The following is a 12,956-nucleotide window of genomic DNA, read 5'->3' as shown; positions in this document are numbered from 1 at the left end:
GTGGCCGCGACATGAACGACCCCTCTGGTCCTGCCCGGTGCGCCTTGTGGGCCACCATGTGCAGGGCCAGAGGGGTCGACTGTGTTCCTCCCCGGTGCTTGGGTCAGCCGAGGGGTTCGGCTGCGGCGGCGGTGCCGTCGTCGTTCATGAACGCGATCAGCGCCTGCAACTCGTCGCCGACGTCGTCGCCCAGTTCGACCGGGACGTCGAGCGTCGTCTTGCCCTTGCCGACGTCGGCGCCGTTCACCGAGCCGACCACGTTCTCGCCGTCCCAGATGAACACGTTGGCCTGACCCGCGGCCCGGGTACGCAGCTGCACGGTCGCCGCGTCACCACTCAGCGAGGCCGACGTCACCGACAGCGCCTTGGACCCGAGTCCGGGACCGCTGCCGAGCGGAACCCCGTCCATCGCGGACTGGGCGATGCTCTGCGGAGAGTTGACGCTCAACGCCGCCTCCGACGGCAGGATCGGTTCCTGCGGATCCGGTCCCGCATCCGCCAGCCCCGGGAGCGTCAGCAGGCCCCATGCGTTCGGGTTCGCCTGCACGCCGCCGAACGTGGACCAGCCGAGCCGCGTCTGGCCGGTCTTGTCCTGGGTGTCGGAGTCGTAGATCAGGACGTCGAAGCCCATCCGATCCGGATCGACGTTATCCGGCAGATCCTCGAACGGGATCTTCACCTCCAAGGTGTAGCCGGTGTACTCGTCCGCCGGATCGACCTCGACCGCCGCACCCGTGCAGGCCGCGCATCCACAAGAACCGCAGCCGGCGGTGTGTGCGGTGCCGCGGACCCCGCGCACCACAGAGGCCACCTCCATGCCCGGAGCGGTGATGTCGCCGGGACCCTGGTGGTTGTCGGCGTCCCGCTCGTAGCATGGCGCGTCGCCATTGTCCGGGTCGTCGGTGATCGGGAAGATGCCGGTCTTGAACGCGGTGGAGGCGTTCTCCGACGTCCCGCGCGGATCGATGGTCAGCTCGACCGAATCGGTCCGCCAGTGCCGCTTGCAGTCCTCCGGGGTGAGCTTCGTGCCCAGCACGTCGTCGGTGACGTCGACAAAGACGTAGAGCGCATCGTCGGTGAAGCTGACCTGGGCCGTGGCCGACACGTCGTCCGCGCTCGTGCGCTGCCCCTCCCAGTGCGTGGAGGCGTCCAGCACCTCGCCCGGGTACTCGCCGTCGTCGGCGACGCCGTCCAGTGTCGGCGCCTCCTCCAGCTGCGGCACCTCGCTGGTCGGCACCAACTCCAGCAGTGCGTCCTGTACATCGGTGGTAGAGCCGACCGTCGTCAGGATCTGGAACGGGTAGCCGCCCCCATCGGCATTGCTCGACGTCGGCAGTGACGTATCGGTGTTGGTGACCTCGAACGTCACCGACGTCGACTCGCCGGGGGCCAGGTCGTCGAACGGCTGCTCGGCGGGTTCCGCCGCGAAGCCATCGGCAAGGTCGAGCGCCACGGCACCGCTGGCCACGTCGTCGCCGTCGTTGGTGACGTCGACCGTGACCTCCTGGGAACGCCCGGTGCCGACCGACGTGGTCTGGGCGATCAGCGTCTCCAGCTTCGGCAGGTTCTGCTCGTGCGTCCAGCTGTTGAAGTCCGCGATCTCTTCCCGAGCGGAGAGCCGCCCGTGCACCTCGTTGACCGCCTCGACGGCGGCGGCGTTGCGGCCGCTGGCGCCGTCCCGGGTCGTCACGGTCGCTCCGATGTTGAACCGTCCGCCGATCTCGGCGTCGTCGGCGGGTGTGATCACCGCGTCGACGGTCACCTCGTCGCCGGGCCTGATCGCCGTGGGCAGCGCGCCCACCTCGTCGACGGTCCAGCCGTCCGGCACGTCGAGTTCCACCCGGGGGCGGAGCAGCGGGCGGTCGGCGGCCTTGACCTCCACGGTCGCCTCGAAGGAGACGCCGGGCAGGAAGGTGAACGACGACGGCTCGATGGCCAGCTCCGTACCCAGCGGAAGCCCGCCGTCGATCGGGAGCGCCGCACCCTGCACGGCGGCGGTCGGCCCGCTGGCCGGGTCCGGATGCGGAGTGCGGCTGTCGATCAGGGTCAGCCAGTCACAGCCGATCTGCTCGGGGTCGTCGGGTGGCGGAGGGAAGCCGGCCCAGCCTTGGCTCGCGTACTCCCATTGTGCGCGCCGCTCGAGCAACGCCCAGGTCTCACCCGCCTCCTCGGACGTCCGGCCCTGCCAGGTGCCGAACACGCGGGCGGAGGGGTCGCGGGGCTCATAGGGCGTGGTCTCACATGCGGACCCTGTGATGCCGGATCCCGATGCGCCGCCCTGCAGGATGCGGCCGACCGCCCACGGTTCGAGGCCTTCGTCGTCGATCTGCTCCGGGAAGGCGTCGGGATCGGCCGCGGCCTGGTACGCCTCGACCGCCAGCCGGGCCGCCTCCTGGTGTCCGCCGTGGTTGCCCGGCGTGGGGGAGGGGTTCATGGTGACGATTACTTCGGGCTTGGTGGCCCGGACGGTGCGGACGACGCGCGCGAGTGTGTCGTCGGCGGCCTCCGCGTCCCACGCGTCACGGTGCAGCGGCGCGCTCAGGGTGTAGAAGAGGTCGACCTTGTCGAGGTTGTAGATGTTCTCGATGCCGGCGTAGCCGACGGCGCGTCGTTCTTCGGCTTCGCGGAGGATACCGAGCTCAGGGCCCTCCTCCAGGCCGACGGCGTTGCCGCCGCCCTCGCCGCGGGTGACCGTGATCACCCCGGCCTTCAGGTCGTCGAACTCCTTCCACTGTCCGAACGTGGCCAGCAGACCGGCCTCGTCGTCGGGATGGGCGCCGACGTAGAGCACGTCGAGGTCGACGGTGCCGTCGGCAGCCTTGCCGGCCGAGTCGCCGTTCGGCCCGGCCGCGGCGACGGACGCGGCGGCCAGGGGCGAGACCAGCAGCGCTGCTGCGGGGATCGCCGCCAGGCGCTTCGATAATCGCATGGAAGTTCCGTCCTTTCTCTGGCGATGTGAGACAGGCGTGATACTCGATCTCTTGCGGGACGGGGTTGTGCGGATACGGACACCCACGCGTCCCGGCGGCCCCCGCGCCCCCGGTCCTAAATGATCATGTGAAGTAGGTTTTCTCGTGCCGTAACAGGTCTGCAGACATGGGGGTGCTGGAGAAGACCTACTTGACATGATCATTTAGCCACTCCCTCGACCATGCCGCGGATGAAGTGGCGTTGGAGGAAGAGGTAGACCACGACGACGGGCAGCGCGACGAGGGTGGCGCCAGCGGCCAGCAGCGCGGTGCCGGAGGTGTACTGGCCCTGGAAGAACGCCAGCCCCAGCGGCGCCGTCCGCAGATCCTCGCTGGTGGCCATCACCAGCGGAATGAGGAACTCGTTCCAGGTCCACATGAACATCAGCACCAGCATGGTGGTGATCGCCGGGCGGCCCATCGGCACCAGCACCCGCCACAGCGTCCGCCAGTGACCGGCGCCGTCCAGCCGGGCCGCCTCCACCACCTCGCGTGAGCTGGTCCGGAAGTACGCCCGCATCCAGAACGTGCCGAAGGCGACCGACTGGGCCACCTGGGGCATCACGATCGCCACCAGCGTGTTGGTCAGCCCGACCTCGCGCAGGTCGAAGTAGAGCGCGATGACCAGCGCCTCCGCCGGCACCATGATGCCGAGCAGGATGATGTAGAAGACCACCTCGGAGCCGCGGAAGCGCATCGTGCCGAACGCGTATCCGGCCATCACCGAGAACAGCGACGCCATGCCGACGACGAGCACCGCGACCGTGACGCTGGTGCCCATGTAGGAGCCGAACCGTCCCTGGTCCCACGCGTCGGCGAAGTTGCCGAAGTGCAGCCCGCCGGTATCGCCGATCCGGTCGGGAGAGAGCGCGGTGGAGACGATGAGCAGCACCGGGTAGAGCGCGACGGTCGCGAACAGCACCAGGATCGCGTAGTTGAGCAGGCGTTCGGTGCGGGAGATCATCGGGCCTCCTGGCGCGCCGCCGCGCGCCGGGAGAGACGGCGGCGCGGGTTCGGCGTGGTGTCGTCGTCGCCGGCTCCGATCCGGTTGACCAGGACCGTGACGACGAAGATCGTGGCGGTGAGGACGAGGGCGAGCGCGGCGGCGGAACCGACCTGGCCGAACTGGAACGCGCGCTGGTAGACCTCGAACGACGGAACCGTGGTCTCGCGGCCCGGGCCGCCGCTGGTCATCACGTAGACCAGGTCGAACGTCTTCAGAGCGGCGATGATGGTGAGGGTGAGTGCGACGGCGAACTCACCACGGACCGCCGGAAGCGTGATGGCGAAGAACTCCCGCAGCGGGCCGGAGCCGTCCAGCCTGGCCGCCTCGTACAGCTCCCGCGGGATCTTCGCCATCCCGGCGAGGAACAGCACGAAACACAGCCCGGTGCCGACCCAGGTGCCCACCAGCCCGACCGACGGCAGCGCCCACGTGTAGTCGCCGAGCCACGGCCGGGCGAAACCGTCCAGCCCGACGGCGCGCAGCAGGTCGTTGAGCGGCCCGTCCGGCTGGTAGATCTGCCGCCAGGCGATACCGACGACGACCATCGGGATCACCTGGGGCAGGAAGATCAAGACCCGGAACACCGCCAGACCCCGCATCCGCCGGGCGCGCATCATGGTCGCCGCGATCAGCAGCCCGAGCGTGACCGGGATGGCGGAGTAGAAGATGATCAGCACCAGCGCGTGCGTGAGCGCGCCTCGCAGCTGGGGATCGGTGAAGACCTGCTGGAAATTGTCCAGCCCGACCCACGTGCTGGCGCCCAGGCCGTTCCACTCGTAGAGGGAGAAGGTGGCCGTGCGCACCAGCGGCATGCCGATGAAGAGGGCGAAGACCACCACCGCCGGCAAGATGTACAGGTATGCCAGGTTTCGTGGCTCACCAGGTGGGCCTTGCCGACGGCGGCGGGCGGGGGCTTGGCCGGCGCGTCCCGCCCGCCGCGTCGTGGTCTCGCCGCTCCGTATCTCCTGCGGCAACGTCACTCTCTCTTTCTTCCGGTGATCTTCAACCGTTGCCCCGGCCATCGCCGGGGCAACGGTTGAAGATCATGAGCGTCAGCCGCCGACCTGGGCGGTGTACTCCGCTTCGAGGGTGTCCAGGAACTCTTGCGGGCTCTGCTGCCCGGCCAGGAGATCCTGGATGGCCGCGGTGATGGTGTCGTAGAAGGTCTCGGTCGCGTAGTCCAGGTACGGCACCAGCAGGTCTTCCTCGCCGGCCCGGGCCCACGCGTCGAACACCTCCGCCTGCAGACCCTCCACCTGCTGCGACCCCGCGTCCACCACCGGCAGGTTGCCGGTCTCGGTGACCGTGCTCATGGCCTCGGCGTTGGTGATGAAGTCGATGTAGGCGGCCGCCGCATCCTGCGCGTCGCTGTTGGCCGGGATCGACCACGGGATGCTGATGCCACCGGTCACCAGGTTCTGTCCGCTGGCGCCGGCCGGCGTCAACACGAAGCCGACCTCCTCGCCCATCGCCTCTTGCAGGTCGGCGACGAGCCACGTGCCGCCGACGAAGAAGACGCCGTCACCCTGGGCGAACGCCTGCCAGGACGTGTCGTAGTCGATGCCGCCGAATCCGTCGACGAAGTACCCCTCATCGACCCAGGAGACGATCTCCTCCGCCGCGGCGACGTTGTCCTCCGACGTCCACGACGAGCCCGGCCGGCCGAAGCCGAGGTCACGGATGGTCTCGGCGTCGACGAACTGGTTCTGGACGAATCCGTACTCGTGGATGCCGGCCCACGGCTCCGAGTTGCCGAAGTGGATCGGGATCTCACCGGCGTCCTGCGCCGCCTGCACGGCCGCGTCGAAGTCCTCCGTGGTCGCCGGTGGCTCCAGGCCCAGTTCGTCGAGCTTCGTCTTGTTGTAGAACAGGCCGACGATCTCCCCCATCTGGGGCAGGCCGTAGAGCTCGCCGTCGCCGTAGACGCTGCCGTCGTCGCTGTACATCGCCAGCGACCGCACCGACTCCGGGAACCGGTCGAACCAGCCGTAGGCCTCGGCGTAGTCGTCGAGCGGCAGCAGCAGGTCGGATCCGACGTACTGCCCCATCTCCGCACGGCTGTTGTTCGCCTGGACGACGTCCGGCGGCTCGGCGTCGGTCAGGGCGAGCCGCAAGGTGGTGCTCAGATCCTCGGTGGAGCGAGACACCCGGTCGATCGTGATGTTCGGGTAGGCCTCCTCGAACGCCGCATTGAGCTGTTCGATCTGCTCGGCTTGCCCGCCCCGGACCTCCTGGTCCCAGACGGTCAAGGTGATCTCGCCGAGCTGCGACGGATCGGTCTGGACGTCGCTGCCGCCCGACTCGTCCGACTCGCCGGAGTCGGTCTCGCTCGTGTCGCCGCCGTCGCCGCCGTCGCCGCTGTCGTCGTCCTCGTCGTCGCCGGGCGCACACGCGGCGAGAATCGCGATCGCCGACGCCGCGGCGGCGAACCGCGCCCACGCACGGACCCTGCCGGGGCCGCCCGGCTCTGCGTTGCCGATCCTGGTGAGACTGCTCTTCATCTAACTGCCCTTCTGGTGTAGGTGCTCCCTGCTACCACTGGCCGTGGTTGCTCAACGCCTCGACCGGAAGCCTAGGGTGGCGATCGCCCTGGAGACCTCCGGAAGGTCGTAGTCGGGGAGGGTCTTGGAGAGAAAGGTGTAATCATCGGCCAGGACCGGGTCCTTCGAGCCGGTCTCCCGCCACCAGGTGGCGATGTCGCCCCAGCCCGGTGCCGCCAGCGCCCCGCCGAAATGCCGGACGGAGAGCGCGGCACCGAGGTTGGCCAGCCGCAGACGGTGCTCCAACGGCCAGCCGGCGACGGTGCCCACCATCAGGCCCGCCGCGAAGACATCGCCGGCACCGGTCGGGTCCATCGCCTCCACCGGTATGGCCGGCGCGTGCACGGTGACCCCGCTCTCCCGGTCGTGGGCGATGGCGCCGTCGGGGCCGCAGGTGATGACGGCCAGCGGGACGAGCTCGGCGAGCACCTCCAGCGCCTTCTGGGGCGTGTCGGTGCGGGTGTAGGCCATCGCCTCCATCGCGTTCGGGGAGAAGGCATAGCAATCCTGCAGGCCCTCCCGCAGCCTCCCGATGTCCCACCGGTCCTCCGGGTCCCAGCCCAGGTCGGCGAAGATGCGCCCGCCGTCGGCGGCGAACGCGTCGACCCACGGCTGCCGGTCCGAGCCGAGGTCGACGAACGACACCCGTGCCTGCGGGGGCTGCCGTACCAGCCGGGCCTGCACATCGGGGATGTGGCCGTGCGTGACCATGGTGCGGTCCCGCTCGTACACCACCGAGACCGTGACCGGGGAGTGCCACCCGGTGACGTAGCGGGAGTAGGACAGGTCGACACCTTCCTGGATGCCGAGGGTCTGGCGGCAGTAGTCGCCGTACAGATCCTCCCCGAACGTCGCCGCCAGGCTGGTGCGCAGGCCGAGCCGGGAACATGCCACGGCCATGTTGGCCACGCCGCCGGGGGAGGACCCCATGCCGGACGCCCACACCTCGGTGCCGGTCTGCGGCGGTGCCTCCAAACCGATGAAGATGATGTCGAAGAAGACGGTTCCGGTGAGGAAGACGTCGAACTCCGGATCGTCGTCCCGGCGGATGGCAGCCAACGGATCGTACGGCGACCTGAGGTCAGGCTGCGGCCCGACCGTCTGGCCGGAGATGGGATGGTCGCTGCTGCTGGGCACGTATACCTCGATGTGCTTGGTCGTGGTGCTTGGCCGTGGTCCGTGATGTGCATGGTGTGCCGACCGTCGATCGCGAAAGGCCGACGATCCGGGTGTGATCCGGCCACCGGCCCATGCGCGGGTCCGTCGGTGCGCGACGTCCGGGGTCCGTCGAGCATGTTGTGTTGTAAGAACATAGCGGTCCTGCGCAAAGTTGACAAGACCTGATTGTAACGGTCCCGTCTCATCGGCGTTTGTGTGCAGTTTCGCGCAATATTACAAATCTCCAGTGGACAGATGCGCACGGTTGATTGATATTGTGCATTCGTGCTTGCACAGCGACGCTACGAGATGATCATGCAGATCCTGCGTGCCGAGGGCCCGGTGGCGGTCGGCACGCTGGCTGAGCGTCTCAACGTCAGCCAGGCCACGATCCGTCGTGACCTGAACCGGCTGGAGCGGCTCGACCTGCTGACCCGTGTCCGCGGCGGCGCGTCCGCCACCAACACGCTGGAGGAACCGTTCGCCGAGGTGGCCACGGTCGGCAAGGAGACCCGGGACGCGGTGGCGCGCCGCGCCGCCGACCTGGTCCGCGAAGGCGACGTCCTGATGCTCGACATCGGTACCACGGTCCATCAGTTCTCCACCTACCTGCACGGGCGATCGGTGACGGTGATGACCTCCAACCTGGCCGTCTATGAGGAACTGGTGCCCGACCCCGAGATCGAACTCATCCTGCTCGGCGGCGTCGTGCGGCGGAACTACCGGTCACTGGTGGGGTTCCTCACCGAGGACTGCGTGCGACAGGTCCGAGCTGGGCGGCTGTTCATGGGCACCAGCGGTGTGCGTCCGGACGGGACCGTCGTGGACACCACGGCCGTCGAGGTGCCCGGGCGGCGCGCCATGATCGCATCATCGGACCAGGTCATCCTGCTGGCCGACGAGTCCAAGTTTCCCGGCAACGGCTACGCGACCGTGTGTGGCCCGGACGCCCTCGACGTCGTCGTGACGAACGACGGGGCGTCGCCGGACACCCTCGATACATTGCGTGAATCTGGAGTAGAGGTGATCACCGCATGAGGCTGACGATCCTGGGCGGCGGCGGGTTCCGCGTGCCGCTCGTCCACTCGGCGCTGGCGTCGGAGGACTCCGGCGTCGAGACGGTCGTCCTGCATGACACGGATCCGGCCCGGGTGCGGGCGGTGCGGGCCGTGCTCGACGAGGCGTCGTCCGGAGGTGGTGGTCCGGAGATCATCGTCGAGGACGATCTGGCCACCGCCCTGAAAGGCACGGACTTCATCTTCTCGGCGATCCGGGTCGGCGGCCTGCGCGGACGCACCCTGGACGAGCGTTCGGCGCTCGCCGAAGGCGTGCTCGGCCAGGAGACCACGGGTGCCGGCGGGGTCTGCTACGGCCTGCGTACGGTGCCGGTGGCGTTGCGGATCGCCGAGGCGGTGCGCGAGCACGCTCCGTCGGCCTGGGTGATCAACTTCACGAACCCGGCCGGTATGGTGACCGAGGCGATGAGCCGGGTGCTCGGGGACCGGGTCATCGGGATCTGCGATTCCCCGGTCGGGCTGTTCCGGCGGGTGGCGCGGGCGCTCGGAGTGGAACCGGCCAGCGCCTGGTTCGACTACGCCGGGCTGAACCATCTGGGCTGGCTGCGCCGCGTCCTGGTGGATGGCCGCGACGTGCTGCCCGACCTGCTGGCCGACGACGACGCCTTGGCGACGTTCGAGGAGGGGCAGCTGTTCGGCGGTCCGTGGCTGCGCGCGCTCGGCGCGATCCCGAACGAGTACCTCTACTACTACTACTTCACGCAGGACGCGATCGCTTCGATCACCGAGGCTCCGGCGACGCGCGGCGAGTTCCTCCTCGACCAGCAGGCGGCGTTCTACCGCGGCGCCGACGAGCCGGGGGCAGCCGCGCGCTGGGACCAGGTCCGCCGGGAGCGGGAGGCGACCTACATGGCCGAGAGCCGGGAGGCGTCGGGCGCCGGCCACCGGCACACCGACGATCTGGACGGCGGAGGCTACGACAAGGTGGCGCTGGCGCTGATGCGTGCGATCGCCGCCGACGAGAAGACGACCCTGGTGCTGAACGTGCGCAACCGTTCCGCGATACCGAATCTCGATGCGGACGCGGTGGTGGAGGTGCCCTGCCTGGTGGGACGGAACGGTGCCCATCCGGTGGCCGCCGGTTCGCTGGGCGCGCCGGAGGCGGCGCTGGTCTCCAGTGTCAAGGCGGTGGAGCGGACGACCATCGAGGCCGCGATCAGCGGTTCGCGGTCGCACGCGGTGAAGGCGCTGGCCATCCATCCGCTCGTGGGCTCGGTGCGCGCGGCGGAGCGGATCCTGGCGCGGGAGCTCGACGAGTTGGCGGAGCTCCGCGCCGCCCTGCCCGCCGACTGATTGCCTGATCCTCTGATCCTCGCTGATGATCGCCTGCTCCTCGGTGCTGACGTGATCACCTCCTCGTCGCCGCCGACGGCTCCTGCTGAGCTGATCCGCGTCTGAAGGAGCCGGCGCGAGTGCGTAGCGCTCATGCACGCCGGTAGAGGATCGGCTGCGCGGAGATGCCGTTCGCCGCGAAGTTGGCCAGCACGAAGCGGCGGAACGACGGCCGGAAGATCATGTTCGGTGCGACCACGCGCAGGCTGTCCCAGCGGCAGTGGTTGATGATGCCGTAGTCGCGCCGTTCATCCTCGATGGGTCGCAGCACCCGCGAGTTGTCCAACTGGGTCTTCACGTTCCACCAGCCCGCCGTGTATTCCCATACGGGAATCAACTCGCGCTCGTCGTCGGCGTAGAAGAAGTTGAACAAGAACACGCCCTGCCGGGTGGCATCCACGTCGCCCATGTTGCGTGGGTTCTCGGCGGCCACCTCGTACGTGCGGCGGGCGCTGTGCTGAATCCGGGCGGCCAGCCGCTGGTAGACGGTGTTATGCCGGAGGGAGCGAGCGGCGGCGGGATCCGTCGTCTCGATGAGTACGACGACGTCGTAGCGGGCGCGTTGCAGCCGGCCCGACGTCGTGGCCCGCCGCAGTAAGCCGTGGTTCTGGCCGAAGACCAGGTTGGCGAAGCCACGGAACACCGTGGCGCGCACGACCGCGTCGTCCGCCATCAGTTCGTGCGCCAGCTGTTTCGCTTCACCGATGAGCCTGCGCTTGGCAGCTTTGGGCGGAAGGAACATCGGCCGGCGGTCGACCTCGGCGGCGAGCAGGAGGTATCCGGTGCTACTCGGCTCGCGCAGGCTGGCCGGAGCCGGATTGAGGTGCTTGTTGACGATGCGCATGACGCTCCAATCGTGTGGTGTGGACGGTGTCGATCAGCGGTAGACGAGCCCGGACAGCTGCATCGCGAGTCGCCGGCGGAATGCCGGGATCCGGCCGAGCAGCCGGAGGATGCCGTTGCGCAGCGGTCGCAGTGCGTGGCCGGTGGTGGCGAGCCGGGTGAGCCGGTCGGCGAGGTTGACCACGTGGACGGCGACCGGTCGCCGCGAGGCGGTGTAATCGGAGACGCCGGAGGGGTCCAGGGTTTCCAGCGTGTGCGCGTGGACGACCGCGGCCCGCGACGTGTTGTCTCCGGCGGCTTGGTCGTCGACAACGGTCACGCTGTGGCCGCTTCCGGCCAGCCAGAGCGCCAATGTCAAGCCCGTGGGGCCAGCGCCTATGACGAGGACGTCCGTAGTGGTGGGGAGCATGATTCCTCCTTGCCAACAACTGTTGGTCAACAACTGTTGGCACAAATATAGGAGTCGCCCGGCGCGATGTCAACACTTGTTGGCCAACGGTTGTTGGTATAGCCTGTGCGCATGCGCAGAACGTCAACTGAGACCAAAGCGATCATCCTGGCCGCGGCACGTGAGCGCTTCGCGAAGGACGGCTATGAGCGCGGCACCATCCGGTCCATCGCCAACGACGCCGGGATCGATCCGTCGATGGTGATGCGGTACTTCGGCAGCAAGGAGCAGCTTTTCGCGGCCGCCTCGGATTTCGACCTCAAAGTGCCGCGCCTCGTCGAGCTGCCGCGAGAGCAGGTGGGTGGCGCTCTGGTCCGGCACTTCCTCGATCGGTGGGAGGATGACGAGGCATTGATGGTGTTGCTGCGCTCCGGTGTGACCAACGACGATGCCGCCGAGCGCATGCGTGCCATCTTCGCCGGACAGCTTCTGCCCGTCATGACGGAGTTCTGGGTCTCGCCGGAGGAGGCGGGCCGGCGTGCGGGTCTGGCCGCGAGTCAGATTCTCGGGTTCGCGCTGTGCAGGTACATTCTGCGGTTCCCGCCGGTAGTCGAGATGAGCCGGGAAGATGTGGTCGCCTGGCTCGGTCCGACGCTCCAGCGCTATCTGGACGAGCCGGAGCCGTGATCGGCTGGTGGTACGCTAGTTGGAAAATGAGGATTCGTTTTATTGACCGCAGCGAGGCGTCGTGGACGGAACGGACCTAAGTCACGTGCGCGACGGCGCGACTGGCGCCGGCCGCATCGATGCGAGACGTCCGCCCCGGCTCGGGAGTGTCCGCGCCTGCGTCGGCGCTGAGCCCCGGGCGGACGTCTGCCGATCGCAGCAGTTCGTCGCGGGTTCATCGGTGCGTCGAGTCGTCGGGGGCGCCGTCGCCATCGCCCTCGACGGGCAGGTCCCTGCTGTGCCGCCGGCGGTGTGCGGTTGATGTCACGGCGAACAAAGGCCATGGAGGGAGCCGTCGGTGGACGCCGCCCGGGACGCCGCCCCGGGCGTCCGGACACTCGTAACCAGATCATCGCCGCGGCGCGACTCGAGTTCGCGGAACACGGTTACGAGGGCACGTCGATGCGGAGGATCGCGAGCCGTGCCGGAGTGGATCCCGCGCTCATGTATCACTATTTCGGTGCCAAGGAGCGGCTGCTGGTCGCGTCGATCGAGCCGCCGTTCGATCCGGAGGGAATCGCCTCGGCGATCGCGGCGGCGGCGCCGTCTGAACGGGCCCGGCGGATGGCGGCGCTCTACTTCGGGGTCTGGGAAGACCCGGCGAAGCGAGAGTCGATCCTGGCGATGGTCCGATCGGCCATGACGCAGCAGAGCGCGGCGGAGCTGTTTCGCCAATTCGCGGACGTGGTCATGTTGTCCCGCGTTGCGCCGGCGCTGCGTGGTCCGAACTCGGAGTTGCGGGTGGAGGCGGCGATCTCGCATCTGTTCGGGATCAGCGTGGCTCGTTATCTCGTCAAGATCGAGCCGATGGCGTCGGCTCCCGTAGGTGAGCTGATCTCCCTGGTGGCGCCCGTTATCCAGCGATATCTCGACGAGTAGGGCACGGGCCGCGGCGCTTGCGGGCGGCGTTGCTCATCT

At 68.7% G+C, this 12,956-nt stretch carries 11 protein-coding genes; 4 read left to right on the top strand and 7 right to left on the bottom strand.

What is annotated here, in order from left to right; translation table 11 throughout:
- Window positions 1-103: 103 nt before the first annotated feature.
- The 5 genes from G1H10_RS29530 to G1H10_RS29510 all read right to left on the bottom strand — a co-directional run bounded on the left by G1H10_RS29530 (window position 104) and on the right by G1H10_RS29510 (window position 7,652).
- Complete coding sequence (locus G1H10_RS29530) at window positions 104-2,929, bottom strand: sugar-binding protein (RefSeq protein ID WP_163744751.1); 2,826 nt, start codon at window positions 2,927-2,929, stop codon at window positions 104-106.
- A 200-nt stretch (window positions 2,930-3,129) separates the two neighbouring features.
- Window positions 3,130-3,933 carry a carbohydrate ABC transporter permease gene (locus G1H10_RS29525; protein WP_163744749.1) on the bottom strand — a complete coding sequence of 268 codons (804 nt, stop codon included), beginning with the start codon at window positions 3,931-3,933 and terminating at the stop codon, window positions 3,130-3,132.
- Window positions 3,930-4,949 (bottom strand): carbohydrate ABC transporter permease, encoded by a 1,020-nt coding sequence (locus G1H10_RS29520; RefSeq protein WP_246220113.1) that lies wholly within the window; start codon window positions 4,947-4,949, stop codon window positions 3,930-3,932. Before G1H10_RS29520 ends, G1H10_RS29525 begins: the two co-directional genes overlap by 4 nt.
- Window positions 4,950-5,027: 78 nt before the next feature.
- Window positions 5,028-6,476, bottom strand: coding sequence for an extracellular solute-binding protein (locus G1H10_RS29515; protein ID WP_163744745.1), 1,449 nt, complete (start codon window positions 6,474-6,476; stop codon window positions 5,028-5,030).
- Between the two features lie 51 nt (window positions 6,477-6,527).
- Window positions 6,528-7,652: a PfkB family carbohydrate kinase gene (locus tag G1H10_RS29510; RefSeq protein WP_216853789.1), complete on the bottom strand. Its 1,125-nt coding sequence runs from the start codon at window positions 7,650-7,652 to the stop codon at window positions 6,528-6,530.
- A gap of 306 nt (window positions 7,653-7,958) precedes the next feature.
- Between G1H10_RS29510 and G1H10_RS29505 the strand changes: the two genes are divergently transcribed.
- Together G1H10_RS29505 and G1H10_RS29500 are read left to right on the top strand one after the other, a co-directional pair.
- Window positions 7,959-8,711 (top strand): DeoR/GlpR family DNA-binding transcription regulator, encoded by a 753-nt coding sequence (locus G1H10_RS29505; protein WP_163744743.1) that lies wholly within the window; start codon window positions 7,959-7,961, stop codon window positions 8,709-8,711.
- Window positions 8,708-10,042 carry a 6-phospho-beta-glucosidase gene (locus tag G1H10_RS29500; RefSeq protein ID WP_174264777.1) on the top strand — a complete coding sequence of 445 codons (1,335 nt, stop codon included), beginning with the start codon at window positions 8,708-8,710 and terminating at the stop codon, window positions 10,040-10,042. Before G1H10_RS29505 ends, G1H10_RS29500 begins: the two co-directional genes overlap by 4 nt.
- A 130-nt stretch (window positions 10,043-10,172) precedes the next feature.
- Here G1H10_RS29500 and G1H10_RS29495 read toward each other — a convergent pair whose 3' ends face one another.
- Window positions 10,173-10,925 (bottom strand): hypothetical protein, encoded by a 753-nt coding sequence (locus G1H10_RS29495; protein ID WP_163744741.1) that lies wholly within the window; start codon window positions 10,923-10,925, stop codon window positions 10,173-10,175.
- A 33-nt stretch (window positions 10,926-10,958) separates the two neighbouring features.
- Entirely contained in the window at window positions 10,959-11,333 is a 375-nt protein-coding gene (locus G1H10_RS29490; protein ID WP_163744739.1) for an FAD-dependent oxidoreductase, read from the bottom strand.
- 111 nt (window positions 11,334-11,444) lie between these two features.
- On the opposite strand from G1H10_RS29490, the gene G1H10_RS29485 reads away from it, so the two are divergent.
- Both G1H10_RS29485 and G1H10_RS29480 read left to right on the top strand, forming a co-directional pair.
- Window positions 11,445-11,999: a TetR/AcrR family transcriptional regulator gene (locus G1H10_RS29485; RefSeq protein WP_163744737.1), complete on the top strand. Its 555-nt coding sequence runs from the start codon at window positions 11,445-11,447 to the stop codon at window positions 11,997-11,999.
- 300 nt (window positions 12,000-12,299) lie between these two features.
- Entirely contained in the window at window positions 12,300-12,917 is a 618-nt protein-coding gene (locus G1H10_RS29480; protein ID WP_163744735.1) for a TetR/AcrR family transcriptional regulator, read from the top strand.
- Window positions 12,918-12,956: the final 39 nt, after the last annotated feature.

This window comes from Phytoactinopolyspora halotolerans, from assembly GCF_010550675.1.
Taxonomy (GTDB): Bacteria; Actinomycetota; Actinomycetes; order Jiangellales; family Jiangellaceae; genus Phytoactinopolyspora; species Phytoactinopolyspora halotolerans.
This window is presented reverse-complemented; position numbering and strand designations above follow the sequence as displayed.